At 46.4% G+C, this 25,696-nt stretch carries 27 protein-coding genes; 22 read left to right on the top strand and 5 right to left on the bottom strand.

The window, feature by feature from the left end:
* Positions 1-118: 118 nt before the first annotated feature.
* Positions 119-712: a YdeI/OmpD-associated family protein gene (locus tag HPY28_RS21640; RefSeq protein ID WP_173622964.1), complete on the top strand. Its 594-nt coding sequence runs from the start codon at positions 119-121 to the stop codon at positions 710-712.
* A gap of 79 nt (positions 713-791) precedes the next feature.
* Here the strand turns inward: HPY28_RS21640 and HPY28_RS21635 are convergent, their stop codons facing one another.
* Positions 792-1,613, bottom strand: a complete 822-nt coding sequence (locus tag HPY28_RS21635; RefSeq protein ID WP_017251314.1) for a DUF2785 domain-containing protein — start codon at positions 1,611-1,613, stop codon at positions 792-794.
* A 263-nt stretch (positions 1,614-1,876) separates the two neighbouring features.
* Between HPY28_RS21635 and HPY28_RS21630 the strand changes: the two genes are divergently transcribed.
* Positions 1,877-2,452, top strand: a complete 576-nt coding sequence (locus HPY28_RS21630) for a sigma-70 family RNA polymerase sigma factor (RefSeq protein WP_017251313.1) — start codon at positions 1,877-1,879, stop codon at positions 2,450-2,452.
* A complete protein-coding gene (locus HPY28_RS21625) occupies positions 2,442-3,512 on the top strand; it encodes a hypothetical protein (RefSeq protein ID WP_017251312.1) in 1,071 nt (356 codons plus the stop codon). Before HPY28_RS21630 ends, HPY28_RS21625 begins: the two co-directional genes overlap by 11 nt.
* A gap of 275 nt (positions 3,513-3,787) precedes the next feature.
* Here the strand turns inward: HPY28_RS21625 and hcp are convergent, their stop codons facing one another.
* Positions 3,788-5,083 (bottom strand): hydroxylamine reductase, encoded by a 1,296-nt coding sequence (gene hcp / locus HPY28_RS21620; RefSeq protein ID WP_174231382.1) that lies wholly within the window; start codon positions 5,081-5,083, stop codon positions 3,788-3,790.
* Positions 5,084-5,228: 145 nt separating this feature from the next.
* Between hcp and HPY28_RS21615 the strand changes: the two genes are divergently transcribed.
* Positions 5,229-6,728: a nitrate/nitrite transporter gene (locus HPY28_RS21615; protein WP_069848614.1), complete on the top strand. Its 1,500-nt coding sequence runs from the start codon at positions 5,229-5,231 to the stop codon at positions 6,726-6,728.
* Between the two features lie 83 nt (positions 6,729-6,811).
* Here HPY28_RS21615 and HPY28_RS21610 read toward each other — a convergent pair whose 3' ends face one another.
* The gene (locus tag HPY28_RS21610; protein ID WP_017251308.1) at positions 6,812-7,519 is read right to left on the bottom strand and encodes a Crp/Fnr family transcriptional regulator; all 708 of its coding nucleotides are present in this window, start codon (positions 7,517-7,519) and stop codon (positions 6,812-6,814) included.
* A 185-nt stretch (positions 7,520-7,704) separates the two neighbouring features.
* On the opposite strand from HPY28_RS21610, the gene HPY28_RS21605 reads away from it, so the two are divergent.
* The 10 genes from HPY28_RS21605 (at position 7,705) to HPY28_RS21560 (ending at position 15,141) form a co-directional block, all read left to right on the top strand.
* Positions 7,705-8,745, top strand: coding sequence for a hypothetical protein (locus HPY28_RS21605; RefSeq protein ID WP_173622969.1), 1,041 nt, complete (start codon positions 7,705-7,707; stop codon positions 8,743-8,745).
* Positions 8,732-10,906, top strand: coding sequence for a molybdopterin oxidoreductase family protein (locus HPY28_RS21600; protein ID WP_174231381.1), 2,175 nt, complete (start codon positions 8,732-8,734; stop codon positions 10,904-10,906). Before HPY28_RS21605 ends, HPY28_RS21600 begins: the two co-directional genes overlap by 14 nt.
* Positions 10,899-11,468, top strand: coding sequence for a 4Fe-4S dicluster domain-containing protein (locus HPY28_RS21595; RefSeq protein WP_173622971.1), 570 nt, complete (start codon positions 10,899-10,901; stop codon positions 11,466-11,468). The genes HPY28_RS21600 and HPY28_RS21595 overlap by 8 nt, the downstream gene beginning before the upstream one ends.
* Before the next feature lie 16 nt (positions 11,469-11,484).
* Entirely contained in the window at positions 11,485-12,018 is a 534-nt protein-coding gene (locus HPY28_RS21590) for a Rieske (2Fe-2S) protein (RefSeq protein ID WP_007716653.1), read from the top strand.
* Positions 12,002-12,205, top strand: a complete 204-nt coding sequence (locus HPY28_RS21585) for a hypothetical protein (RefSeq protein WP_017251304.1) — start codon at positions 12,002-12,004, stop codon at positions 12,203-12,205. Before HPY28_RS21590 ends, HPY28_RS21585 begins: the two co-directional genes overlap by 17 nt.
* A gap of 28 nt (positions 12,206-12,233) precedes the next feature.
* Positions 12,234-12,551 carry a hypothetical protein gene (locus HPY28_RS21580; protein WP_174225548.1) on the top strand — a complete coding sequence of 106 codons (318 nt, stop codon included), beginning with the start codon at positions 12,234-12,236 and terminating at the stop codon, positions 12,549-12,551.
* 57 nt (positions 12,552-12,608) lie between these two features.
* On the top strand, positions 12,609-13,121 hold the full coding sequence (locus HPY28_RS21575) for a hemerythrin domain-containing protein (RefSeq protein ID WP_254612919.1): 513 nt from the start codon (positions 12,609-12,611) through the stop codon (positions 13,119-13,121).
* Between the two features lie 163 nt (positions 13,122-13,284).
* Complete coding sequence (locus tag HPY28_RS21570) at positions 13,285-13,569, top strand: DUF4183 domain-containing protein (RefSeq protein ID WP_017251301.1); 285 nt, start codon at positions 13,285-13,287, stop codon at positions 13,567-13,569.
* A 107-nt stretch (positions 13,570-13,676) separates the two neighbouring features.
* Positions 13,677-14,078, top strand: a complete 402-nt coding sequence (locus tag HPY28_RS30755) for a DUF4183 domain-containing protein (RefSeq protein ID WP_017251300.1) — start codon at positions 13,677-13,679, stop codon at positions 14,076-14,078.
* Positions 14,079-14,241: 163 nt separating this feature from the next.
* Entirely contained in the window at positions 14,242-15,141 is a 900-nt protein-coding gene (locus tag HPY28_RS21560) for an SDR family oxidoreductase (protein WP_174231380.1), read from the top strand.
* 7 nt (positions 15,142-15,148) lie between these two features.
* Here HPY28_RS21560 and HPY28_RS21555 read toward each other — a convergent pair whose 3' ends face one another.
* Positions 15,149-15,748 carry an undecaprenyl-diphosphatase gene (locus tag HPY28_RS21555; protein ID WP_174231378.1) on the bottom strand — a complete coding sequence of 200 codons (600 nt, stop codon included), beginning with the start codon at positions 15,746-15,748 and terminating at the stop codon, positions 15,149-15,151.
* A gap of 142 nt (positions 15,749-15,890) precedes the next feature.
* Positions 15,891-16,568, bottom strand: a complete 678-nt coding sequence (locus tag HPY28_RS21550; RefSeq protein ID WP_254613170.1) for a hypothetical protein — start codon at positions 16,566-16,568, stop codon at positions 15,891-15,893.
* A gap of 264 nt (positions 16,569-16,832) precedes the next feature.
* Here HPY28_RS21550 and HPY28_RS21545 point away from each other — a divergent pair, with 264 nt between their 5' ends.
* The 8 genes from HPY28_RS21545 (at position 16,833) to HPY28_RS21510 (ending at position 25,654) form a co-directional block, all read left to right on the top strand.
* Complete coding sequence (locus tag HPY28_RS21545) at positions 16,833-17,678, top strand: MurR/RpiR family transcriptional regulator (protein ID WP_026043306.1); 846 nt, start codon at positions 16,833-16,835, stop codon at positions 17,676-17,678.
* A gap of 129 nt (positions 17,679-17,807) precedes the next feature.
* Positions 17,808-19,139, top strand: coding sequence for an ABC transporter substrate-binding protein (locus HPY28_RS21540; RefSeq protein WP_174231374.1), 1,332 nt, complete (start codon positions 17,808-17,810; stop codon positions 19,137-19,139).
* Positions 19,140-19,168: 29 nt separating this feature from the next.
* Entirely contained in the window at positions 19,169-20,116 is a 948-nt protein-coding gene (locus HPY28_RS21535; RefSeq protein WP_174231372.1) for a carbohydrate ABC transporter permease, read from the top strand.
* Positions 20,117-20,133: 17 nt separating this feature from the next.
* Positions 20,134-20,961, top strand: coding sequence for a carbohydrate ABC transporter permease (locus tag HPY28_RS21530; protein ID WP_069848585.1), 828 nt, complete (start codon positions 20,134-20,136; stop codon positions 20,959-20,961).
* Between the two features lie 23 nt (positions 20,962-20,984).
* Positions 20,985-21,947: a GNAT family N-acetyltransferase gene (locus tag HPY28_RS21525; protein ID WP_174231370.1), complete on the top strand. Its 963-nt coding sequence runs from the start codon at positions 20,985-20,987 to the stop codon at positions 21,945-21,947.
* Positions 21,948-21,977: 30 nt separating this feature from the next.
* Complete coding sequence (locus tag HPY28_RS21520; protein WP_174225543.1) at positions 21,978-23,591, top strand: glycoside hydrolase family 3 protein; 1,614 nt, start codon at positions 21,978-21,980, stop codon at positions 23,589-23,591.
* Positions 23,592-23,629: 38 nt separating this feature from the next.
* The gene (gene murQ, locus HPY28_RS21515) at positions 23,630-24,544 is read left to right on the top strand and encodes an N-acetylmuramic acid 6-phosphate etherase (RefSeq protein WP_174225542.1); all 915 of its coding nucleotides are present in this window, start codon (positions 23,630-23,632) and stop codon (positions 24,542-24,544) included.
* A gap of 174 nt (positions 24,545-24,718) precedes the next feature.
* On the top strand, positions 24,719-25,654 hold the full coding sequence (locus HPY28_RS21510; protein WP_069848577.1) for a cation diffusion facilitator family transporter: 936 nt from the start codon (positions 24,719-24,721) through the stop codon (positions 25,652-25,654).
* Positions 25,655-25,696: the final 42 nt, after the last annotated feature.

Genomic DNA, 25,696 nt, shown 5'->3' with positions numbered 1-25,696 from the left:
TGATAGAGCTTATTCTTTAAAAGAAGGAACCTGAATACATGATGATAGAATAATACAAATACCATAATGTCAAAACTAAAAATTGACATGACACCAACTAGATGAGAGGTGTTCCTTGATGACAACAAGTAAAACGAATCCTAAGGTTGATGAATTTTTAAGCAAGGCGAAAACGTGGAAGGCTGAATACGAGAAGTTGAGAAGTATTGTCCTTGACTGTGAGCTGACTGAAGATTTTAAGTGGATGCATCCTTGTTACACGTTTGAGAAAAAAAACATTGTTTTAATACATGGATTTAAAGAATATTGTGCGCTACTGTTTCAAAAAGGTGCCTTGTTAAAAGATCCAAATGGGATTCTCATTCAACAAACGGAGAATGTACAGGCCGCGCGCCAAATCCGGTTCACCAATGTGGACGAAATCATGGAAATGGAAGCTATTTTGAAGGCCTATGTTCAGGAAGCCATTGAAGTTGAAAAAGCTGGCTTGGAAGTGAGCCTGAAAAAGCACGAAGAATACATCATTCCTGAAGAATTGCAAATGAAAATGGATGAAATCCCTACCTTGAAAACTGCTTTTGAAGCATTGACTCCGGGACGGCAAAGAGCCTACATTCTTCATTTTTCAGCACCCAAACAAGCCAAAACGCGAGAATCAAGGGTTGAAAAATGCATGCAGCAAATTCTCGATGGAAAGGGATTAAATGATTAGTATATTTGATGAGGAAATGGTGAAGAAGAGGCGGGAGAACCGCCTCTTTTTTTGTTTTTGTATTCGTTTCATTCCTCTATCAGGAATAGTATACTTTTTCTATTTTATATAATGTCTGCTCGATGGTTGGGCAAAGATCGGCATCTCCTTTGTAAAATTTCAAACGAAAGTACAAGCTCTTCAAAAAATTCTTTCTATTGATTTTTTGTTTAAAGGCAGGCAGAAATTCGGAACTCTTATCTACATCTCCAAAACTTTGAATCCATTGCTCTACATAACTCTGGCTAAGCATTTTTCTATTCAGAATACTAACAATGGCTGTTACCATTCTCTCATCTTCCCCATCGGAGTAAATTCGATCGGTTATGGTCATCTTTTCGTAAACCAAATCGAGGATGGTTATGAGGTCACTTTTATCCAACTCGGAACATTGAGCTAAATCATCTAATGCATCCGCTGCATGGGCTATGGCATGAGCCCAACCTTTTTCTTCATCATATCCTCGGTAATCTCGCTCTTCACGTACGTTGAAAAATACTTTCTCTTTTATCGCATGGATGTTCTCTCTGGAGAGAAAGGGTGATTCTCTATGCCGCATGAGGAGTAGGGGGATGACTAGCATAGAGAAAGAGCGGGTAAAGACAGAGTCTGTATTTGTTTCACCAAGCTTAAAAAGCAAATGGTTTTTATCTAGAATGATTGGTATCAGTTGTTCTAGTTCATTTGCAGTTAGAGAATTACCAGGAATCCAATGTGATAAGGTTGTATAAATGAGGTCATCACGTAATGTGGCATCCAAAGAACCAATTTCATTCATCATTTCTACTACGAATTGAAATGTATCGGATGGTGTTTGGTAGCCATTTTCTTTTATGAATATTAGCTTTTCTTTTACATTCATTTTACATGCTCCCACTCTTTATTCTTCGAACTGACTTTGTGGCTTTACTTAGTGATTATTGTCATTTTAGATTTCGACATAAATAGGTTATCAACCTCCAAAACATGAGCAGTTCTGACTGTGGTGGGGTGAGATGTAGCAGTACGAGCACGCACAGAGATCCTAGGATACTCACCTTTTGCAAAAAAAATAAGAAGAGGACCGAACCTTTTTCCGAAAGAGAGACAATATAGTGTGTAAGCTTACTCAGGAGGGCCCTCTGAATGGAAAATGAAGAGATGTATCAATTACTTATAAAAATGAAAGAGGGTGATGAACAGGCATTTCATACAATGTATGATGCTACCTTTCAGGACGTATACCGGACCGTCTCCTTTCTGGTGGATCAAAAGCAGGATCGGGAAGATGTCATGAATGAAATCTATATGCAAATGTGGACCTCACTTGCTAATTACGATACGAACCGTCCTTTCCAGTTCTGGCTGCATGGCCTGGTAATCCGTCAAGTGCAGAGATTTCGGGTCAAGAGCTGGAGGAGATTCCGCATTTTTGAGCGGATCCGTTCCTTCTCCCGGGAAGAGTCTTATTGGGATGAACATACTGCGTTGATGGATGGGAGGAACCAACTGATATCCCAGTCCATACGAAAACTGACCGACAAACAGCGGACAGTGATTATCTTCCGCTTTTATCATGACTATACTCTTGAGGAAATTGCGACGTTGCTGGATATTCCGTTGGGTACAGTCAAGTCCAGATATCATGCTGGCCTCCAGGCGCTTAGAAAAGACTTCGGGAATCTCCCCCTGGAAAGGATGGAAAAGATCAATGACTATTGAACATAAAATCCGTGAACATCTGCACGAAGAGGCAGAAACGATGGAGTGCCCGCCGGCCATTTCCAAACGTATAGAACAATCCTATTCTCACTTTTTGCAACGAAAAAGGAGCGAAATAACGATGAAAAAACGTTTAATTGGTGGATTAGTTGCTGCTGCGATTTTGATTCCAACCGCTGCATTTGCGGCCCCTGTGGTGATTGACATGCTTACTCGAGCACCAATGACTTCTGAACAAGTCAAGCTTGATGAGGTTGGCAAGGCAGCACTTGAAAAGTTGTACAGCGCAATTCCCGAAGCAAAATCGTTTGAGATTATCGATGCGAGCTACCTTGGAGACTCCAGTGATTCAACCAAAAAGGTCCAACTAAGCATCGTCCTGCAGGAAAAAGGAGGAACTGGCAAAAAGCTTACTCTTCATACAAACGGTATTACGGGTGAGATTCAAGACCTGACTCAAGAGAATTGGGAGCCTAAGGAGAAGGCGCTCATTACTTTACCGGATCAGGAAATCCAGGCAAAGGTAGATCAGCTCATTGATAAATTGTATGGCAACATCAAAGATTACGAGGTTGCCATGGAGCAAATGGACAATCCAGATCAAAAAACATTTATCTTGAATTACACCAAGAAGGGATCAGAAGGATTTGAAGGAGGGGGTTACCAAGCATTTGTTCAAGGTAATACCATTAGTCTTTCTCCGGTAGCTCCTGCACCATCAAACAAGGAAGTAGAAGGTTATTTTTCTAGAGATGGTAAACCTGATTATACTGCTGATAACTTCTTAAACGATGAAAAACTGTTTTCTTTACTAAAAATGAGCCCGACAGAGTTAAAAGAAGAAATAGCAAAAGGGAAATCTGTTGTAGAGGTTGCAGCATCTAAAAATATCTCGAAACAACAAGTAATTGATGTGATCGCAAAAACACAGGCTGAAAGACAACTTCAAGATGGAAAAAATAAAGTAACAATCAGCGATGATTTACTGAAACAAATGATGAAAGCTGTTGAACCAAAAGTCATACACGTGATTGAACACAAAACGGAAACGGAATGGTAGAAATAACAAGTCAAGGTGAATGAGGTTTGAGCAAGCCGCAAAAAAATCGCTCGAACTCTACTACTTGCTACCGGATATAGACTTTAACGAGGTAGAGCAACCAAAACCGCGGCTTGTTTACCGCCTCAGCGGAGACAAAGGATTTGTCGACGCACATGAATCTTCCAGTCGTTGGGTGCACGAGCGAACCCAACATAAGAGATGCGAATGAAAAAAACGGCTGTCAGTGGTTAGTCTTACAACTAACCTTCTGCCAGCCGTTTTTTCTATTTTGCCTACTGAGTGATTCCCAGCATTTGATTCATATCTTCTTGGGCATCACCAATCAATTGGATATGGAACAAGTCTTGTAGTACTTGCAGAACACCGGGCTGAATGAACTCAGGCAATTTTGGGCCAATCCGTATATCTTGTATCCCCAGGCTAAACAGACCGAGCAGGATGGCAACCGCTTTTTGTTCAAACCAGGAAAGAACGATACTTACCGGCAGCTCGTTCACTTCACATTCGAAGGCTTCGGCTAATGCAGCTGCAATCGTAATGGTAGAAACCGAGTTATTGCACTGTCCCAAATCGATATACCTTGGGATGTCGGTACCTGGCACGATGCCGAAATCTACATCGTTAAAACGGAATTTTCCGCAGGAGGTAGTAAGAATGACTGCTTCTGGCGGTAAGGACGTAGCCAATTCACGATAATACTCGCCTCCCTTGCCAGGAGCGTCACAACCAGCGATGACGAAGAAGCGTTTGATCTTTCCTTCCTTGACTGCCTGAATGATTTCAGGGGCGATGCCGAGGACCGTTTTGTGATGATACCCGGTCGTCAATGTCAGTTCCGATTCGATGGAAGCCTCAGGAAGAGACAATGCTTTTTCAATGAGTGGCGCAAAATCGTTATCTACAATTTTCGTCACGTTCTCCAATCCGGTTATATCATACGAAAAGAAACGATCGGCGTAGCTGCCTCGAATGGGCATCACACAGTTTGTTGTAGCGAGTATGGCACCTGGAAATTTCTCGAACAATTGACGTTGATCGTACCATGCTTTCCCGATGTTACCTTTCAAATGAGGATATTTCTTCAGTTCGGGATAGCCATGTGCAGGCAGCATTTCGGAATGCGTATACACATTGATTCCTTTACCTTCTGTCTGTTTTAACAGCTCTTCGAGAGCAAACAGATTGTGCCCCGTAACAATGACACACTTTCCTTCTATTTTATTTTGCGAGACTGTGATTGGCTGCGGGACTCCGAAATGATCCGTATGAGCCCGATCCAAAAGCTCCATGACTTTGATGGCGGCTTTGCCTACTTTCATGGCCATTTGCAAATGTTCATCCAAGTTAAAATTCACATTCGTCAATGTAAAATAGAGAGCTTCCTGTGTAATCCCATCTACTTCAGGATCGATATAGCCTAGTTGACGAGCATGTGTTGCATAAGCGGCAATTCCTTTTAAAGCAAAAATAATGGTATCCTGAATACTCGCAAGATCTTCATTCTTTCCACAAACGCCGATGACCTTACAACCACCTGATGGAGTCTGTTCACATTGATAACAAAACATGTATAATCCACTCCTTCGATTCAAGATTTCGCTTTGATTATAAGCGGATTGCCTGGAAGGAGGCTGTGATTAAAATCACAACGGGAAAAAACATTGCCTCTTATCATAGTGGATGAAGAAGATTCCCAAGTTGAGGGGTGTTGTTATGGTACGAAAATGGCAGTTGCCGTTACAGACGTTAAGTCTTACGGTCGGTTTCATGGTATGGGTCATTCTGTCATCGCTCATGCCTTTTATCAAAGAAACCGTACCCATGAGTGCAAGCGAGGTGGCGTGGGTGACAGCGATTCCAGTCTTGCTTGGATCGTTGCTGAGAATCCCCGTAGGATATTGGAGTAACCGATTTGGCGCGAGAATATTATTTAGCATAAGCTTTCTCTTGCTGCTGGCTCCTGTTTTTTATATTAGCCAGGCGACCACTTATACAGATTTGTTAATCGGCGGGCTATTTTTGGGGATAGGTGGAGCGGTGTTTTCCGTTGGTGTCACGTCTCTCCCTAAATACTATCCGAAAGAGAAGCATGGTTCTATAAACGGAATCTACGGTATGGGGAATATTGGTACAGCGATAACCACTTTTGCAGCGCCAGTTCTGGCTAAATCGTTTGGATGGGCAAGTACTGTACAGATGTTTCTATTATTGCTTGCGGGATTCGCTGTACTTACCTTCTTGATGGGGGATAAAAATGAACCGAAGGTAGTGACGCCTCTTGGTCAGCAGATCAAGAGTGTCTACAAAAACGAAAAGCTATGGTTAATCAGTTTGTTCTACTTTATTACATTTGGTTGCTTCGTCGCTTTCACCGTGTATCTCCCGAATTTTTTAGTGAGCCATTTCCAATTGGATAAAGTAGATGCAGGTATGAGAACTGCAGGGTTCATTCTTTTGGCGACACTGGCGAGACCATTGGGAGGATGGCTAGGTGATAGGTGGAACCCCTTCAAGGCATTGATGATTGTGTTTGCCGGGCTCGCCTTGTCTGGTATTGTCTTATCGTTTTCGCCATCGATTTTAATGTATACGGTAGGGTGCTTGTTGGTAGCGATATGTGCCGGAATTGGTAACGGTGCTGTGTTCAAATTAGTGCCGATGTATTTCTCGCGACAAGCGGGGATTGTAAATGGGATCGTATCTGCCATGGGGGGATTAGGAGGATTTTTCCCGCCGTTGATCTTAACGCTGCTGTTTAATCTGACGGGGCATTACGCGATCGGTTTCATGGCTTTATCGCAGTTTGCACTGGCAAGCTTGGTCTTGGTGATGTGGATGTTTTATCAAGAAAAGCTGCAGCTCGCCGCCACCATTATGGAAAAGACGGGAGAGGCGATACTGATTACCGATACACGCGGAGTCATTAAAAGTGCGAACCATGCTTTTACGAAAGTGACCGGTTATGAGATGAATGAGGTGATTGGCAAGTCACCCAATATTTTAAAATCAGGCAGACAGGGTGCCGACTTCTATCAAAAGATGTGGGACTCGATCAAGAAGAATGGCTATTGGCAAGGAGAGATCTGGAATCGCCGGAAGAATGGGGATCAGTATCTCCAATGGTTAACGATCAGCGCGATTCTGGACGATGCAGGAGATGTTGAGTACTATGCGGGCATGTTCAGCGAGCTTGCGGAGCAAAGACATGGATAAAGAAGCTTGAATCACTTATGAAAAAAAGTCTTGGACGGACAAGTCCAGGACTTTTTTCGTGTAGATATGTATGTAGAGTTTGCTCACATTTGGCAAATATCAGGAGGGCAGTCATCACAAAAAATGGCTTCTTTTAAATAGGCAAGGTCTTTAATCAAGATAAACCCCTGAGGAAGCAGATCAATGGTGTCCTGTTTTTTCAGATCGGAAAGCATTCGGTTGACACTTTCTCGTGTCAGGCCAATGAATTGTGCCAAATCACGATTGGTAAGGGAAAGGTCGATGAGGATTCCTTCGGGGTGTGGCTTGCCGTACGTGTTACTCATGCGGATTAGCGTTGAATACAAGGCGCCGATTTTGCCATTGAGTAGCAAATCACGAAATTTAGACTGCATCCGTCTGTTCATCAATCCCATCCAACGCAGGAAGTCTACGCAAAATTGACCGTTTTTGATGAGCATTTTCTCCAACCCTTGTCGCGGGATGATCCATATCTCACCCTCCATCAACATGGTGCCTGTGGAGGTGTACGTCAATTCCTGTTCGAAGAGCCCGGAGACGCCGACTAGCTCTCCTGCACCAAATACTTGCAGCGTCAGTTCTTTTCCATCGTTCGTGTTTTTTGTGAGCTTAATTTGGCCCGACGAAATTAAGAATAGCTGATCGGCTCTTTCACCATCCAAAAATAGAACGGCTCCGGGAACGAAATTTTTCCTAACAGAAAACGTTTCAAGGCTATTCACAAAATCGGAAGAAATCTGCTGTACAAACGTTGTGCCATTTCCGGTCATGTGGTCCCTCCTACAGCAAGGATACAAAGGTAACTCATTATATCATCCGAAATTGATGGTTTGGGAAGAGGAAATCGTCCTGATTGTGGCAGGGGTGTGAGGTAAATCACAACCTGGGTTACGAGTCATTGCTACAATGACCTCAAGCGAAAGGAAAAAATGAGCAGCAGCAGGGAGGGTGTTGTATGAACTATCTATTTGCTTCCAAGGTGGCGAAGCGTGCTTTTATCATCATTGCTTGCTTGTTCGTCCTAAGTTACGTGGGAACACGTTTTTTCACTCATATTGATCTGGCGCTTTACGGCTATATGGTGGGGACTCTTGTCTTTATTGGTGGCTTCCTATACCGATTTTCTGCGTGGGCAGATCGCCCGCCAACGAATGTCATTTTGAAAAAGGGGTTACGACTTCTCTTTCGTAAAAGCACGGCGAATACAACGGTAGATCATCTGGCCATCTATCGCTTTATTTGGAATCGGGGATGGTACCGCTGGACTCAGCACATTTTGCTGGGATGGGGATGCATCTTGGCCGCGTTTGTCACCTTTCCGTTAGTTTTTGGCTGGATGTATTTCACGATGACGGACAACGGCTACTATCAGGTCGTGTTCATGGGTGTGGATATTCTGACCGTACAAGCAGATGGCTGGATTGCCTTTCTCTTTTACAACGCACTGAACATTACTGCTTTTATGGTCATCGGTGGAGCAGTCATGGCATTGTATCGCAGATTCAAGAACATGCAGGCACGGGCTGAACAATCCTTTGTCTACGACTTTTTACCTTTATACCTGCTACTGTTTATCAGTGTGACAGGCTTGATGTTAACCGCAAGCAACATGTTCTTAGGGGGCTTTGGGCACCCGGTTATATCCGTCACACATCAATTCGCAGTGATTGTGACCTTGATTTATCTGCCATTCGGAAAACTGGCTCACATACCGTTCCGCCCGATGAGTGTGTTTGCACGCAATTATCGCGAACACTATGGCGAGCAGGAAATGAAAAAGTGCAAAGTGTGCAGCAATGAGTTTGTTTCTGCGGAACAGTCGGCAGATGTGATCAATGTACTGGGTAAAAACGAAATGGCTTTTCAAATGGAAGAAGGATTCCACTTGGCTGAACTTTGCTTGCCGTGCCGCAGAAAATACCGGATGTTCCGTTTCACAGGAGTTCCTACGCACGAGATCAATGCCAGGGAGGCAAATCAGCATGCCAAAGGATAAATTTTTTAAAGTGATTGAAAATAAGATACATCCAAACGAGAAATTGGTCAGCACGCACTGCTGCTACTGCGGTATGCAATGCGGGATGAACCTGCGTGTAGATACAACGACGAACAAGATTATCGGCGTGGAGCCACGGTACGATTTCCCTGTCAATCTGGGTAAGATGTGCCCAAAAGGGGTGACGGCTTATCAGCAGGTGAACCATCCAGATCGGATACAGCGGCCGTTGATTCGAACAGATGCATCATTAAAAGGCACGGCGGAAGGATTTCGGGAAGCGTCCTGGGAGGAAGCACTTGACTTGATCGTTTCCAGGTTCAAGGAATTGCAACACAACTATGGCAAAGATACCTTGTCTGTTTACTCTGGCGTTTCCATGACGAACGAAAAATGTTACCTCACAGGTAAGTTTGCACGGGTCGCCTTGCAAACCCGCTATATTGACTACAATGGCCGCTTCTGTATGTCCTCCGCTGCGGCAGGATTGAATCGAAGCTTGGGGATTGACCGCGGTTCTACCGTTCCCTGGACGGATATTCATCAAACAGACTGCTTGTTTTTGGCCGGTTCAAACGCGGCAGAGTGTCATCCAACCAGCATGTTTCGTATTTGGGAAGTGCAAAATCGAGGCGGTTATCTGATCGTAGCCGATCCAAGGGAAACGCCTTTGGCACGTCGAGCTGATATCCACCTGGATCTGCGGCCCGGTACAGATTTGGCACTGGCAAACGGAATCGTTCATCTCCTGATCAAGAATGGGCATATGGATGAAGACTTTATTCGAAATCATACGAATGGTTTTGAAGAAACAAAAGAAGTGGTTGCTACCTTCACACCGGAGTATGTCAGCGAAATAACAGGGGTTTCGGTGGAGAAGATTGTGCGGGCTGCCGACATTTTCGGGAGGGCACCCGATGCGATTGTGATGTTTTGCCGTGGTGTGGAACAGCAGTCGAAAGGGACGGACAACGTATCGGCCTATACGAACATGTCGCTCGTCACAGGCAAGATTGGACGTCCAAAATCAGGTGTTGCAACCCTTACTGGTCAAGGAAACGGTCAGGGGGGGCGGGAACACGGGCAAAAAGCCGATCAATTGCCTGGCTACCGCAAGCTCGACAATCCCGAACATGTGCGTGAAATAGCATGTGCCTGGGGCATTTCCCCGGAAGAGATGCCGCAGAAAGGTGTCTCTGCCTATGAGATGTTCCAGCTGATGAAGGATAAAACGATACGCAGCTTATACTTACTCTGCTCCAATCCGGTTGTGAGTGCGCCAAATCTAAACCATGTTCGAGAGTCCCTGAAAAGTCTAGATTTTATGGTTTGCTGCGACTTTTACTTGTCCGAATCAGCTGAATACGCCGATGTCGTTCTTCCTGTTACGACTTGGGCAGAAGACGATGGTACGACTACCAATCTCGAAGGTCGCATCATTCGTCATCGTCAGGCACAGGAATGGTTTGCCGAATCCAAGCCTGACTGGTGGATTCAAATAGAAATTGCCAAAAGAATGGGGCGCGGACAATACTTTACGCACTTGAAGTCTCCTGAGGATATTTTCAATGAAATACGTCAGGTCTCCAAAGGCGGAATAGCTGACTACTACGGGGTCACCTACGAGAAAATTGATCAAAACAATGGTGTTTTCTGGCCGTGCCGCGAGGAGGGCGACGAGGGACAGCCCCATTTATTCCTGGATAAAAAATTTTATCACCCGGATGGCAAAGCCAAAATATGTGCGCTGCCTTATCGTCCGCCAGCGGAGGAGCCGGATGAAGAATATCCTTTGCGGTTAACGACGGGACGAGTTGTGTTCCACTATTTGTCCGGGAACCAGACAAGACGAATCCCGTTTTTGAAGGACATGTATCCTGATCCTCTGCTAGAGGTTCACCCAAAAACAGCGACACGTTACGGTATTGAACACGATGAGATGGTTACTCTGAAAACGAGAAGAGGCGAGGCGCAGTACCGCGTGAAAGTTATCGAGGCGATTCGAGAGGATACGGTGTTTGTTCCTTATCATTGGGGAAAAGCGCAGTCTATCAATCTGTTGACCAATCCGGCATTGGACCCTTACAGCAAAATGCCTGAATTTAAAGCGTGCGCCGCGAAAATCATCAAGCACAAGCATGGAGGAGTTCGCCATGGGTAAACAAGTCTTATACATCGAAATGGACAATTGCATCGGTTGTCGAAGCTGCTTGGCGGCATGTACACAGTGTGGAGGTCACGACAACCGAAACCGAAACTACGTACTGGATGTGGACCCGTTTATCAACAGACAAACGATTCCTCTCATGTGCTTCCATTGTGTTAATCCTGCTTGTGCCCGCAGCTGTCCTGCTCAGGCGATTCAAATCGCAGATAATGGGGCCGTATTGTCAGCTTTGGTAGAGAAATGCATCGGTTGCCAAAATTGTACGATTGCCTGCCCCTATGGAATTCCCAAATTTGATGAAGAACAGAATCTCATGTACAAGTGCGATCTATGCTACGACCGTACGAAAGAGGGAATCCCGCCGATGTGCGCTTCGGTTTGCCCGACAAACACCTTGCAGTGGATTGAGGAAGCAGAGCTGGGAGAAAAACGGGCACAGATTCCTTTGGCCAATGGCAAATGGACTGCCAGCCACGACCCGGATGTGCTGGAAGGCGAAACCAATGTGAAAATTAGCCTGCCTGGCATTCTGCAGGGCAAACAGAAGCTATTCTAGAGGGGAGAAATACCTTATGGAGAACGAGAAAACCCGCCCCATTCCGTTGAAGGATGACAATTATACACATAACATCAATCGTTCCAATGAGCGTAGTCTGGATCGACGGAGTTTTATGAAAACAATGGTAGGAGCAGCCGGGCTTTTCGCGGCATCTACTCTGCCATGGGGGGCATTAGCTGCCAAGGAGCTGATGAGTTCATCCAGCAAGTCGTATCCCACACAAAAAATCGCGAATCTCAGCGATATAAAACCCGGAGATGCGATCGAGTTTGCTTATCCAGGAGAGCATGACAGCGCGTTGTTCGTATATGTGAAGGAAAAGGAATACAAGGCGTATCAAAATGCATGTACCCACCTACGTTGTCCGGTATTTTGGGACCGAGATGAGAAAGAGCTGCTATGTCCTTGCCATCATGGGAAATTTGATATCGCCACAGGTAATCCGCTCGCTGGTCCCCCAAGAAGACCACTTCCGGAAATTGTGCTTCAAGAGAAAGATGGAGCCGTATACGCTGTAGGGGTGAAGAGATATGAAGAGCAGCTATAGAGGTGTCATCCTATTAGCATTGATCTTGTTCGCCAGCATTGCTTGCACCCAGTACACAGTCAATATGTATTTTGCACAGCGATATATGGAGGTGCTATTGCTCAGCGGTGCAACGGTAGTGTTGTTCCCACTGGCATGGATGGTATTTAGAAAAGACCAGCGGGATCGAAGAGAACAAAGGAAATAATCTGGGGAAGGGAGTGCGATCAGTTGCCATGAATCCTAGTAAGAGAACGATTGCCGAGCTTCACCAAGAGCTGCCTGCCTTGGTGGATAAAAAGATGGGGATACTCATTCAAGATTTGGCGGATAATGCCGAACCACACAGTCCGGCTCTCTTGGAAAGGCAGCTGGCAAAATGGGAGATCACGGAGGATGAGGAGCATCTGCGACTCTATTTTAATCCTTGCCAGTTTGTGGCGATTCCCATCCAGAATGGACCGGTTGTTTTTTCGCAAGAGGATGACTGTATTCAAATGGTTGCTAGGGACAATCGGGGACAGCTAGCGTATCGCATTTCTTTTGGTAACTAACTCCCACTAGTAGATGGAGGGATTGTAATGGGACCACCGCCTATAGGATGTATGGGGATGATGCAGGAGTTTGAAGGGAGAAGGAAGCTGTGTCCAGCTCTGGAAAAATTGAAAGAGGAGCACCTATCATTAGCTGAGCAGATGAATGAGCTCGTACATCTAGCAAATAACCTGAAATCTAGAGCAGAACCTACTAGAAGAAAAAAAGGCTTAACAGAGCTTCATGAGCTGGCGTCCTCGTTTCGGGCCGAACTGGAGAAACACTCCAGACGCGAGGAGGAAGACCTGTATCCCCTGATGGCTAACTATATCGAACGGGAGATGGGACCGATTGCTGCCATGGAGGAAGAGCATGATCTTATTCATGAAAGCCTGATGTCCTTCATGCGAATCGTAGAAAAGGAAAAGTCTGAACCTGTTGAAGTAGAAGCTGTCCACACTCATTTGCTGAAGTCAGTAGAAATACTCTTGGAGCATTTCTTTAAAGAAGAGAGTGTGCTGTTCCCGATGGCAGAATACGTATTGAGTGACGCAGAGAAAGAGCAGTTACGAGTACTGTTTCAAGAGTAAAAATCATGGCGCCCTCCTACTGAAAAAGTAGGGGGGTGATTTTGTTTTCCAATCATATTCTTTCGAGGGAAAATGTGCATGTTTCTACTGTCATTTGTCGGTTTCAATCGGATAAAACCAATCATTAACTAGTAGGGAATAAATAGAGGAGGGGGTGTTCAAAGTGCCGATTATAAAACCTTATCTAACCTCATTGAGATTTACGTCCACGATGAGTGCTGGAACTGGTACTGGTGCTGCGTTTGCTATTGCGGCAACTGCATTTACCACTGACACTGGCGCTGCTGCGACAGCATTTCCTAGTACGTTTGCTTTTTACAATCTCTACGTCAATGGAGTGCTTCAGGCAGGTAATACTTCCACAATCACAACGACAGCGATCACGATTCCAGATGGAAATGCCGAAAACGGTGGTACACCCATAGTTGTAGAATTTGTCGTTAACTAAGGTGAATAGGTTGGTGGCCCCAGGTGGATGAAATGTGCCTGGGGTTCACTCATGTGTGTAAATCGGAGTGAACGGTCGAAGCACTTCGAGAAAGGACGAGTGATTTCATGAGGCGCAATGTCACACAGTCATACACAGTGAGGAGACAGTGTCTGCAAATCGTCGCGCCATTAGGTTGTCCCGGGATTTTTCCAGTAAAACCCTCCCCAACGTGTCCTCCCTGTCCTCCATGTCCATGTACTCCTGGTTTAATACGAACAGAAACCTATCAGTATACGGCCATTTCAGATGGAGCCAAAAACATGTATACCAACAGTGATGCTGTCATGCCATTCAGTACTTCCGGCATTCTGGACCCGAATGAAGTTTCTGTTGTGAATCTATTCATCAATGGAATGCTACAGCCTCCCAATTTATATGTTGTCCAGCCGGGAGTTTTGATTCTGAGTGACATTCCTGTACAAGGAGTTCCTCTTATTCTTCAGTTTATTAAGATGATTGTTTCATAAATGGTTGCTTCCATAATGGGAAAAGGTCATGTCATACATACATGTCATTTTCCTTGATCGGCTCGACAGACTGGGGAGGTTTGATGGCGTACACGGCGCACGCGGTGAAGGGTAGGCGAATATCATGGCGATATCGACTGAATCCGTACAGGAGGTATTTTTCATGTATCCGAGATACCCATATTACAGTTACAAAACTACTTGCGAAGAGACTCCCCTCACGTTTCCGCCGCAGCATCAGGATCGACAACCAGGGATGGAATACTTGATGGTCCCGCGACCGATTTTCGATAATCCTGACTATATCGGAAGCGGAAAGCTTCGGGGAAAGGTAGCGATCATAACTGGTGGAGACAGTGGGATTGGCCGTGCTGTAGCCGTTGCGTTTGCGAAGGAGGGGGCAGCTGTAGCGATTCCTTATTTGGATGAGCACATTGACGCCGAGGAGACCAAGCAAGTCGTTGAATATTACGGAGGGCAATGTTTGCTGCTGCCGGGAGACTTGCGCGACGAGGTTTGGTGTCGGGAGGTTGTACGCCAAGCGGTTGCCTGTTTCGGCAAATTGGATGTGCTTGTCTTGAATCAAGGTGTACAGTTTCCACAATCTAGCATCCTCGATATAAGTCGCGAGCAACTGGAAGACACGTTTCGCACCAACCTTTTCCCCCTTTTTTACATCACACAAGAGGCGTTGCCGCATTTGCAGCCAGGCAGTTCCATTATTAGTACAGCATCGGTTACTGCCTATGCTGGTCATCCGCAATTGGTTGATTATTCAGCAACCAAAGGGGCTATCGTCTCCTTTACCCGCTCGCTGTCCCTTCAATTGGTCAAGCAAGGCATCAGGGTGAATGCAGTTGCTCCCGGTCCAATCTGGACGCCGCTGCAAGTATCCAGCTATTCCGCAGAGTACATCACGACTTTGGGTGTCGACACACCGATGCGTCGCGCAGGGCAGCCGTTTGAGCTCTCTCCGACCTATGTTTACCTGGCCTCGGATGATTCGGGATATGTCACGGGCCAGGTATTGCATGTTAATGGTGGAACGATGACAGAGACATAGCGGTGAATCAAAAGTCTCTCGTCTTCGATTTGGCTGGCAAGATCGCTTGCTCTCCTTTTTCATACAAAGCAAGTAGCGTATGGACAAAGCTCAATCTCGGCACAATCATATAGACGGCCAAGGCAGACCCAATGCTGATCAGGGCACCCACGATGACATCTGCAGGAAAATGAACGCCTACCAAAATGCGAGAGAGGCCGACACAAGCAGCAAGTAGCATCCAGAGTGGCCCCGTTGTCTTTTTAAAAAGCCAGTAGGTCATGCAAAAGGAAAAAAACAGGATCGTATGGTCGCTGGGAAACGAATTGTCGACCGCTTTTTGTACTAATTGATTGACGTCAGCAAGCTCTGCGAATGGCTGATTATTCGCATGAAAGCTTCCGGCTACTTTCCCGAATAGCTCGGCGATGACAAACGTAAACGTCGCACAAACGACCATGATGCGATTCTCATGTTTTCTCGTAAACCAATACATCAAAGCGCTCAACGCCAGAATAAACACCGTATATTCTGCTACGTAAAAAGCCACAGGATTGAGAGCTGGATACTCTTTCCCTAAGTCATTAATCAAGCGAAAGTAGTGAATGTTGATTTCCATGCCATTCATTTTTGGTGATCCTCCTTTACATATAACAGGAGAATCGTAATCGATAGGAGAGAAATGGGAAATTGATTTACCTTACAAAATATTACGGGGTTGTAAGGTTGGTTTCATAGCATCAAAAAAGAGACGGCAGAACCGTCTCTTTTTAATTGGATGAAAGGTCCCTCTTATTTTTTTTGCCTTCTAATTCTGCTTTGGGGTAGATATCTTTTTGGATAGCCTTTAATTTGCCGACACGATCCATGGTCACGTTGATGTAATGATCCGGAGAAGTGTAAATCACGAGAATCTGTGTCTTGTTATCCTGGACAGTAGAGGAGAGGATCTGTGAGAACTTGTATTTTTCTGCTTGCTTTCCAAACAAAAGTTTGAGGTGCTCCTTGCCTTTTTTGATTGCTTCCTCATCACCTATTCCTTTCGAAGAGGAGGGTCCGTTTTGAAGGTCGATGCGGATCAGCTCTCCTGTACTTGCGTTTACATGGACAACTCCGAAGTCTGGGGTAGTACCCTCTGGTGTGCTCGACAAGATCACTTCCAGACGTTCGATAGGACCAGAAGTGGTGACGACACTCTCTTTTACGATAGAGGCGATGTGATAGTTCTTCAGGTCAGGGATGACTTCTTTGACGTGATTCAGAGTCGCTTTTGCTTTTTGATTCAGATCTTTTATGGAAAGCTCTTCTAACTTGCTCGCAGTTACAGTTGCTTTCGCTTTGTGGGAAGAGGCTGCTGCGGCTTCGCTTGACAGAATAGGTGTGTTTGGCAAAAGGAGTGCCGCTATCAGGGTGAATGCTAGTGTCTTACGCTTAGTCAATTTGATCATCCCCATTATTTTTCAATTGGGTGTACATGGATTAATACGGAAAGGGATTCGTATAAGTAACTGTAAAAATTGTGAAATATTTATAACAGGACGAACATAGGGAGAACGTGTCGAAAAATAGTTTTGAAATTTTATTTCAAATCTGACAATTCATATTGATATTTTATTTCAAGTGTCTATAATACAAAATATGTAATGAATTACCAAAGTCACACTTGAATGTAAGCGCTTAACAAATTCGTGGACTAAAGGGGTGGTATCGTGTTGAATGGCGGGTTGCTGCGCATCCGCGAATCGTTGCACAATATCAAGCGTTCTGAACAAAACGCAGCGCATTACATTTTAGCCAATCCGGATGAGGTGATTCGTCTTTCCATCAAGGAACTCGCGGAAAGAAGCGAATCCAGCACAGCTGCCATCATACGCATGTGCAAAAGTATCGGTGTAGATGGTTTTCAGGAGTTGAAAATCAGAATAGCGGGTGATCTGCAATCGTCTACTGCTCAGGATGAATACAAAGAGATTCTTCCCGATGCTGATAGGTACACCTTGATTGAATCGGTTTCGCTCAACAACATCCTCTCCTTGCGGGAAACGATCAAAATTTTGGATGCAGAAGCAGTGGAGCAGGCGATTGGTGAGCTGTTCCGAGCCACTCGTATTGACTTTTATGGAGTGGGTGCTTCGCAATTGGTTGCGCAGGATGCCCAACATAAATTTTTGCGCATCAATAAAATGTGCACGGCCCATTCAGATTCCCACTTGCAGCTTACTTCGGCAGTCACCTTGACGGCTGGTGATGTGGCAGTCGGCATCTCGAATTCGGGGGAAACCGCGCAGATCATAACCACGATGAAACAAGCCCGAAAATCGGGTGCTGTGACCATTGGCATTACCAAATACGGTACAAACTCCTTGGCGGAATGCGTGGATATTCACTTAACCACGTTTTCAACAGAAGCGGATGAACGCAGTGCCGCCACTTCCTCACGAATCGCACAACTCAATGTGATCGACATCTTGTTTAGAGGTGTTGCTGCCAAAAATTACGATGTCTCTGCTGCGTACTTGCGCCAGACGCGTAAAGCTGTTCGGGAGCAATACAAATAAGCAAATCCTCCTTAGCATACACAAAATCCTGCCTTTATCCTTTTATCCTTATCAGTAAAGTACGTTAGGCGTTTGGAAATATCGTTAGCTATGCAAGCTTTTTACTTATTGCAATCGGGGAGGTTTTCCATGAAAAAGAGAAGGTTTCTCTCAGTACTCGGTTTGATTGGCTTAACCGCAGCATTGCTTATTTCTGGATGTAGCAGCCAGTCCTCCACACAGCAGGGGGACAAAGTCGAATTGTATATGGGCTACAGCTCTGATCCACCTACGAAGAAAAAGATGGAAGAAATTATTGCAAAATTCGAACAATCACATCCTCATATCAAAATCAAAACGATGACGGCTCCTTATGATGACTTCTATCAAAAGCTGACGACTCAGATCGCGGCCGGGAATGCGCCTGATCTTTGGCAGAGCGACGGGACAAAAGTATTTGGTTACGCCCAACGCGGCGCGATTCTCGACATCACCGACTACGTCACGAAAGAAATCAACAAAGAGGAGCTCAACGGTCTGGAGTTCAACAAAGACTCAGATGGGAAGTATTGGGGTGTGCCGCAGGGCATCCAAGTGGGAGCCCTTTTCTACAACAAGGATTTGTTCGACAAAGCGGGCGTATCATACCCTACGGCTGACTGGACCTGGGATGATTTGAAGGCGGCTTCCGTCAAGCTGACCCTCGATGCCAACGGGAAACATGCAGACGATCCTGCTTTTGATAAAAAATCAGTGAAGCAGTACGGCTTCGCGTTTTTCGGTAGCTCACGCGGTGCGTTTAACATCTTGAAAGCGTATGGTGGCGGGGTATTGGACCCGACGTTGAAAAAATCGATTATCAACAGCCCGGAGAACAAAAAAGCGGTCGAGTGGATGGTCGACGGCATGCAGCGCAAGCTATTCCCGAATCCGGCTGATTTGAAGGCGTTCCAGAGCAACTTCAAAGCGTTTTTGAGCGGGGCTGTAGCGATGCAAATCGATATTTACGCAGCAACAACCTCGATGAATGGTGCAGGGTTGAATTATGATGTTGCTCCCATGCCAAAAGGACCGGACGGCAAACGCTTCGCACCTGTAATCGCCAACTCATGGGTCATCAATAAAAAAGCAGAGGAGCAGAAGGTCAAGGCCGCTAAAGAATGGATCACCTACTGGACGACATCTGATGAAGCACAAAAAGAGTGGACAGAAGTAGGGGAAGCCATTCCGGTGAAAAAATCAGTGGCGAATTCCGAAATGTTCCTAAACCCAGCCACGAAGCCAGAAAACAAAAAAGTCTTCCTCGATACCTTGGAGTTCGCAGGCACGATTGATACCAACGCTGTCTTTACCGAGTGGGTGAAGGTGTTCACGGATAATCTGGCGGAGCTGTTCATGGATAAGTACGGAACGGATGAATTCATCACGAAAACAGACGAAGGCATTCAAAAAGTTCTGGATGACTTCTTCAAGAAGCAGTAGTCATCAATCAGTGAGGATGTGTGCCAACCATGCTAGAGCTGCAAACCAAGCAACAGGCGAAGCCTGCTGTGAAAAAGAGAAAATGGTTGGATAGCGAGGGGAGATGGGGACTGCTCCTGGTCTCCCCTTATCTCATCCACTTTCTCGTATTCGTCGTGGGAACATCGGTCGCGTCATTGTACTTCAGCTTTTCGGACTACGATATTTTAAATCCGCCCAAATGGACTGGCTTGGACAACTATGCAAAGCTGTTTGAAGACCCGCTGTTTTATCGCGCGTTATGGAATACGGTCTATTTTACGATCCTGTACGTTCCGGCCAAAACGTTTTTGGCGTTGTTGCTAGCAGTTGCCCTGAATCAAAAGCTGAAGAGCCTGAAATTTTTCAGGATGGTTCACTTTTTGCCGGTTATCTCCTCATGGACGGTGATCGCGTATGTAGCGGATGCGGTGTTTAACCAGCGGATCGGTTTTGCCAATGCTTTTCTGTCTAAACTTGGGCTAGCCCCGCAAAACTGGCTGATTGATGAATTCTGGGTCATCCCGGTCTTGGTTCTCATCGCCATTTGGAAGTCAGTCGGCTACATGATGATTATTTTTCTCGCTGGGCTGCAAGGAATTTCTTCTGACATGTATGAGGCAGCCTCGATTGATGGAGCAAACGCCTGGCAAAAGTTTTGGCGGGTGACAGTCCCGATGATTTCCGGCACGACGTTTCTGGTCGTCATCTTGAATACGATTTACTCCTTTCAAAACTTCGAGCAGATTTTTGTTATGACCGGGGGCTCTACGGAGGCAGGCTCGACAGGTGGTGCGAACAACGCCAGCCTCGTCCTGATGCTGTTCATGTTCCGCCAAGCATTCAGCTTTTTCAAAATGGGCTATGCTTCTGCCATTGCGTGGGTGTTGTTCCTTATCCTGCTTGCCATTACGCTCATCCAATTCAAGCTGCAAAAGAAATGGGTTCATTATGATTAAAAGGCAAGGAGGTAGCCATGCAAAAGCGTTTTCCTCTAAATAAAATCGTTGGATACCTGTTTGTCATAGCGAGTGCGTTGATGATGCTGGTTCCGTTTTTAACGACCGTGTTTAACTCGCTGAAAACTTACAAGCAGTACATGCAATTTCCGCCAGAATGGCTGCCCAATCCAACACAGTGGAGCAACTATACAACCGTGTGGGAACAGGCGAATTTTAGCAGCTATACGATCAACAGTCTGATTGTCGCGATTCTTTCGGTGATCGGAGCCTTATTGTCCAGCTCAATGATTGCCTTTGCTTTTGCCAGGCTGCGCTTTCCTTTCCGCGACACGCTGTTCATGATCGTGCTGGGAACGATGATGATCCCGGGGATCGTCACGATCGTCCCGCAGTTTATTATCTTTAAAAATTTGGGACTGCTCGACACGTTGGCTCCGCTTTGGATATTGGAGTGGCTCGGACAGCCGTTTGCCATTTTTTTAATGAGGCAAGCATTTTTGAACATCCCGAAAGATTACGAGGAAGCGGCAAAGCTGGATGGTTGCAATCCGTTCCAGATTTATTGGCGGGTGTTTTTGCCGATGTGCAAGCCTTCCTTGGCCACACTGGCGGTCTTTACGTTTATGGGGAAGTGGAATGAGATTTTGGCGCCCGTCATTTACCTCATTTCGGATGAGAACTTTACGCTGCCGATCGGAATTTTGTCTTTGAGCGGTCAGTACAAGACAGAGGATCAACTATTGGTAGCGGGGGCCCTGATTAGCTTGATCCCGATTTTGATCGTGTTTTTGTTTGCGGAGAAATATTTTGTGGAAGGCTCCAAAACTTCTGGATTGAAATAGGGCGTAAAGGAGGTAAGCATCCTATGCAATACGTACCTTGGGACGATCTATATGCGGACGCTCTGTGCGAGCTGTGGAATCAGGAGTTGGGTGATCGCTTTCCCATGCGGCCTGCGCTCATGCGGCAAAACAGCTTCGAAGATCAGAATGTAGTCAAAGCCGGGTCGTGGATTGCGATAGATGCTGTGACGCAGCGTCCCGTCGGTTTTGTCGTGGCCAAATGCTGGCAGGAAAAGCTCGACATTCAGTTGGGGAAAGGCATTGGTTGGATACAGGTCTTACTCGTGTCTACAGCACATCGCGGGCAGGGGGTCGGACGTGAATTGCTGGCAAGGGCAGAAAATGCGTTGCGAGAGCAAGGCGTGGAAAAGGTTTTGCTGGGGCGCGATCCATATCATTATTTCCCGGGCATACCCGATGAATCTACGGACATAAAAGCGTGGTTTGAGAGGCAAGGGTATCACTCGGAGGATCGATTGGAGAACGATCTGTTATGCCAGTATCTCGAACCAGCGGAGCTAGAATTACCAGAGGTACCAGATGGCCACTTTCGACTGTTGACGAGGGCGGACCAAGATGCCTTTTTGGCCTTCTTGCATCGATGCTTTCCTGGACGATGGGAGTATGAAGCCATTCACTATTTCCAGCGGGGAGGAACCGGACGTGAATTCGTCGTGGTGGAGCTGCACGGTGAGATCGTCGGTTTTTGCCGGATCAATGATGCCGACTCTCCGTTTATTGCCCAAAACGTATACTGGGCACCTTTGTTTGCGGATGGGCTGGGCGGTATCGGTCCATTGGGCGTGGATGCGGAGTATAGAGGACGAGGCTTGGGACTGGCGATTGTGGAGGCAGGCATTGTAGCTTTGCGGAACCGGGGTATCCCAAACATTGTCATTGATTGGACGACGCTGGTCGACTTCTATGGGAGGCTCGGGTATCACAGCTGGAAGCAGTATGCGAAGTACGGCAAAGCATTCTCTTAACAAGAGCAAAGAGGTAGGGAGGGGGATTCCATGCAAGCCGAACATATGACAGTGGAACAGAAGGTCGGGCAACTGCTGATGATCGGTTACCCTACGTTGGATATTCCTGAAGAAATGGAAGCGTGGATCAAACAAAAACAGATTGGCAACGTGATTCTTTTTAGCCGCAATATCGGGACACCGGAGGAGACCTATCAACGGGTACAGAAACTCCAGAGCTGGGCGTATGAGTCTGGGCATCCCTATCCACTGTTGATCGGGACCGATCAGGAAAATGGCGTGGTCTCCCGCCTACAAAAAGGGGCGACGCGCTTTCCCGGAGCGATGGCTTTGGGTGCCACAGGGAATCTCGATCAAGCCAAGCGTATCTACCAGGCAACAGGTGAGGAGTTGCGTGCAGCAGGGATTTCAGTCAATTTCGCCCCGACGGTCGATGTGAACAACAATGCGGACAATCCGGTCATTGGGGTGCGGTCTTTTGGAGAAGCACCAGAGCAGGTGGCGCGGTTTGGTGAGGCCGCCATACAAGGCTTGCTTGCGAGTGGTGTCATTCCCGCTATCAAGCACTTCCCCGGTCATGGTGATACGAGCATCGATTCTCATGAAGCTGTTCCTGTGCTCGAACATGATCGGACGCGACTGGATCAGGTTGAGTTGGTCCCATTCCAACGCAGTATCGCGGCAGGAGTCCCCATGGTGATGGTTGGACATATCAGTTTGCCGAGAATGGATGAGTCGGGTTCGCCTGCTACGTATTCCAAGGAGATCGTGACGGGAGTATTGCGTGAGTCGCTCGGATTTGATGGGGTTGCAATAACAGATTGTATGGAAATGGCGGCCATTGCGGGTACCATCGGGGTTCCAGAAGCGGCGGTGCGTTGTGTGCAGGCTGGGATCGATCTTGTTCTGGTTTCCCATACGCATGAAGTTCAGCAAAAAGCGTATGAACGACTCGTTGCGGCCATTCATTCGGGGGAACTATCAGATGAGCGGGTCAACGAAGCTGTAAATCGCGTGCTTCAATTAAAGAAACGATTTCTTTCCTGGGAGCATTGCTTGGGAAAAACAGGCCCTTCCTTTGATCGTGTCCAACATGCAGACATAGCGAGAAGTGCGCTCGCGCAAGCCATAACCTTGGTGAAAAATGAGCATCAACTGCTTCCTTTACAGAGAAGCACACAACCGCTCGGGGTGATTTTTCCGGGGATTACGAACCTTACGTTGGCAGAGGATGGGCAAGCAGCTTCTGGTGATTTGGTCGCACCATTGAGAAAATATCGTGAAGTTGAATACCATATGATGTCGACGCTCAACCCGACAGTGGATGAAGGGGAGATGGTGGCGAATGTGATGTCGGCCATGGAGCAAATCGTTGTTTTTACGTACAATGCCCATATTTTTAAAGGCCAATCGCTGCTGGTGAACCGGCTCGTTCAACAGGGGAAAAAGGTCGTGGCTGTCGCCCTGCGAAACCCGTATGATCTCTTGGTAATGCCCGAGGTCGATGCGTATCTCGCCGTTTACGACCATACGAACCAAGCGATAGAGCTTGTGGCAGACATTTTGTTCGGGGAACGAAAGGCCGCTGGACATCTTCCGGTCAGTCTGTTTCCGTCGGAGAAAAAGCAGCATGATGTGGGGTAGAAAGAGAAGATGAGTGTAGATGGGTGGGAGGTAACTGGATGAAGTTTCGCCTGCGTGACTTAACGACAGAAACAAGAAATCGGAATACGGAAGAGCTGGATAAATTCTCTACGATGGAAATTGTCCAGATTATGAATGAAGAGGATAAAACAGTTGCGTTTGCCGTTGAAAAGGAGCTGGCTTCGATTGCAGCGGCCGTTGACTTGATCGCAGAATGTCTGGAAAACGGTGGAAGGCTCTTTTATTTTGGAGCTGGAACAAGTGGGAGATTGGGCTTGCTCGATGCTGCTGAATGCCCGCCAACCTTTGGGACGGACCCCTCATTGGTGCAGGGCATCATAGCAGGCGGGGAAAAAGCTATCGTCAGGGCAGTCGAAGGAGCCGAAGACGTGGAGCAGAACGGCAGAGAAGATGTGATCGCCTATGGCATAAAGGCAGGAGATGCCGTGGTGGGCATTGCAGCGAGTGGTCGGACACCCTATGTCATTGGAGCATTGGCGGAGGCAAGAAGGCAGCATGCGAAAATCATTTCGTTGTCCTGCAACCAGGTGGCGCAGATCAGTCAAGGTGTGGATGTAGCGATTAATGTGGTAGTAGGGCCAGAGGTGGTAACCGGCTCGACTCGCTTAAAAGCAGCGACGGCGCAGAAGATGGTTCTCAATATGATTACGACCGGATGCATGGTGCGGTTGGGGAAAGTGTACAAAAATTTGATGGTCAATGTGCAGGTAACCAATGAGAAACTGAAGGAACGGGCAAAACAAATCGTGGCAGAAGCGACCAATGTCTCCACCGATGAGGCGGACGGACTGTTGCATAAGGCAGACGGTGACGCAAAACTGGCGATCGTGATGCAAAAGACCGGATTGCCAGTAGAGGACGCAAGCCGTTTGCTCACGCAGTACAAGGGGAATATTCGACGGATTTTAGAAAGAAATCACAATCAGGAATGATCAGCCTAATCCTTTTGGATGAGGCTTTTTTTGTCTTGGTACGACATAACTGGTAATGAAAATCACTTGTATGATCCATAAAATGTTCATTTGAATATTGTCGGAAAAGAGGATATGATTACATTAATTCTTAGATTATAATTTTTATAATTTAAATGGACAGAGGTGATACGTATGAAAAAGGGTGATTTTCATCATCTTGATCATGTGAAAGAACAGCAAACATCGAAGAGAACATTGTGGATCACGCTCCTATTGACGTTGTTTTTTACGATCGTGGAGGTTGTGGGAGGCTTGATGTCCAATTCACTCGCGCTCCTGTCCGACTCCGCCCATATGATTTCTGACGTCTTTGCTTTAGGGTTGAGTATGACCGCTATTTATATGGCGACACGTAAGCCGAATAAGAAGTACACGTTCGGATTTCTCCGTTTTGAAATTATTGCTTCGTTCTTGAATGGCTTGGCTCTTGCCGTGATTTCGATCGGGATTGTGATTGAAGGGATCAAGCGGATGATCAATCCGCAAGACGTTGATTTGCAGTTGATGCTGACCATCGCATCCATCGGTTTGGTTGTAAACATCGTGCTGACCATCGTACTTTCCCGCAGTATGAAGGAAGAAGACAATCTCAATGTAAAAAGCGCACTATGGCACTTTATTGGAGATTTGCTCAGCTCCGTCGGTGTGATTACGTCGGCGATTCTCATTTACATGACGGGCTACTACTTGTTCGACCCATTGATCAGCTTAGTGATTGGTGGAATTATTTTTACAGGTGGTGCCAAAATCATTCGTGAGTCGCTGCTCGTGTTGATGGAATCTGTTCCAGAGCAGTTTGATCTCGAGCAAATCCGTCAGGACCTCAGTGAGGTAGAGGGCGTGGAGGATGTTCATGAGCTGCACCTGTGGGCGGTATCCACGGAGCATTACTCCCTGACAGCGCATGTGTTCGTCCGTGAAGGCATCCAGCCGTATTGTGTCATTCTGGCGATCAATCACATTTTGCAAACGAAGTACGGAATTGACCATTCGACGATTCAGATCGAGCACCCGACGATTCTGGATCACGGGGAATATGGCAAGCAGTTTTTGCTTCAGCAAGCATAAAAGACCATAAGAAAAAGGCTAGTCTCCAAGGAAGCTCAGGAG

The organism is Brevibacillus sp. HB1.2 (genome assembly GCF_013332495.1).
Classification (GTDB): domain Bacteria; phylum Bacillota; class Bacilli; order Brevibacillales; family Brevibacillaceae; genus Brevibacillus; species Brevibacillus porteri.
The sequence above is the reverse complement of the archived record's forward strand: the minus strand, read 5'-3'. Positions and strand labels throughout refer to the sequence as shown.

What these genes read in the sequence shown, in the direction of transcription:
- HPY28_RS21640 (WP_173622964.1), top strand. Translation starts at nt 119, where the DNA reads ATGACAACAAGTAAAACGAATCCTAAGGTTGATGAATTTTTAAGCAAG.
- HPY28_RS21635 (WP_017251314.1), bottom strand. Translation starts at nt 1,613, where the DNA reads ATGAATGTAAAAGAAAAGCTAATATTCATAAAAGAAAATGGCTACCAA.
- HPY28_RS21630 (WP_017251313.1), top strand. Translation starts at nt 1,877, where the DNA reads ATGGAAAATGAAGAGATGTATCAATTACTTATAAAAATGAAAGAGGGT.
- HPY28_RS21625 (WP_017251312.1), top strand. Translation starts at nt 2,442, where the DNA reads ATGACTATTGAACATAAAATCCGTGAACATCTGCACGAAGAGGCAGAA.
- hcp (WP_174231382.1), bottom strand. Translation starts at nt 5,083, where the DNA reads ATGTTTTGTTATCAATGTGAACAGACTCCATCAGGTGGTTGTAAGGTC.
- HPY28_RS21615 (WP_069848614.1), top strand. Translation starts at nt 5,229, where the DNA reads ATGGTACGAAAATGGCAGTTGCCGTTACAGACGTTAAGTCTTACGGTC.
- HPY28_RS21610 (WP_017251308.1), bottom strand. Translation starts at nt 7,519, where the DNA reads ATGACCGGAAATGGCACAACGTTTGTACAGCAGATTTCTTCCGATTTT.
- HPY28_RS21605 (WP_173622969.1), top strand. Translation starts at nt 7,705, where the DNA reads ATGAACTATCTATTTGCTTCCAAGGTGGCGAAGCGTGCTTTTATCATC.
- HPY28_RS21600 (WP_174231381.1), top strand. Translation starts at nt 8,732, where the DNA reads ATGCCAAAGGATAAATTTTTTAAAGTGATTGAAAATAAGATACATCCA.
- HPY28_RS21595 (WP_173622971.1), top strand. Translation starts at nt 10,899, where the DNA reads ATGGGTAAACAAGTCTTATACATCGAAATGGACAATTGCATCGGTTGT.
- HPY28_RS21590 (WP_007716653.1), top strand. Translation starts at nt 11,485, where the DNA reads ATGGAGAACGAGAAAACCCGCCCCATTCCGTTGAAGGATGACAATTAT.
- HPY28_RS21585 (WP_017251304.1), top strand. Translation starts at nt 12,002, where the DNA reads ATGAAGAGCAGCTATAGAGGTGTCATCCTATTAGCATTGATCTTGTTC.
- HPY28_RS21580 (WP_174225548.1), top strand. Translation starts at nt 12,234, where the DNA reads ATGAATCCTAGTAAGAGAACGATTGCCGAGCTTCACCAAGAGCTGCCT.
- HPY28_RS21575 (WP_254612919.1), top strand. Translation starts at nt 12,609, where the DNA reads ATGATGCAGGAGTTTGAAGGGAGAAGGAAGCTGTGTCCAGCTCTGGAA.
- HPY28_RS30755 (WP_017251300.1), top strand. Translation starts at nt 13,677, where the DNA reads ATGAGGCGCAATGTCACACAGTCATACACAGTGAGGAGACAGTGTCTG.
- HPY28_RS21560 (WP_174231380.1), top strand. Translation starts at nt 14,242, where the DNA reads ATGTATCCGAGATACCCATATTACAGTTACAAAACTACTTGCGAAGAG.
- HPY28_RS21555 (WP_174231378.1), bottom strand. Translation starts at nt 15,748, where the DNA reads ATGAATGGCATGGAAATCAACATTCACTACTTTCGCTTGATTAATGAC.
- HPY28_RS21550 (WP_254613170.1), bottom strand. Translation starts at nt 16,568, where the DNA reads ATGATCAAATTGACTAAGCGTAAGACACTAGCATTCACCCTGATAGCG.
- HPY28_RS21540 (WP_174231374.1), top strand. Translation starts at nt 17,808, where the DNA reads ATGAAAAAGAGAAGGTTTCTCTCAGTACTCGGTTTGATTGGCTTAACC.
- HPY28_RS21535 (WP_174231372.1), top strand. Translation starts at nt 19,169, where the DNA reads ATGCTAGAGCTGCAAACCAAGCAACAGGCGAAGCCTGCTGTGAAAAAG.
- HPY28_RS21530 (WP_069848585.1), top strand. Translation starts at nt 20,134, where the DNA reads ATGCAAAAGCGTTTTCCTCTAAATAAAATCGTTGGATACCTGTTTGTC.
- HPY28_RS21525 (WP_174231370.1), top strand. Translation starts at nt 20,985, where the DNA reads ATGCAATACGTACCTTGGGACGATCTATATGCGGACGCTCTGTGCGAG.
- HPY28_RS21520 (WP_174225543.1), top strand. Translation starts at nt 21,978, where the DNA reads ATGCAAGCCGAACATATGACAGTGGAACAGAAGGTCGGGCAACTGCTG.
- murQ (WP_174225542.1), top strand. Translation starts at nt 23,630, where the DNA reads ATGAAGTTTCGCCTGCGTGACTTAACGACAGAAACAAGAAATCGGAAT.
- HPY28_RS21510 (WP_069848577.1), top strand. Translation starts at nt 24,719, where the DNA reads ATGAAAAAGGGTGATTTTCATCATCTTGATCATGTGAAAGAACAGCAA.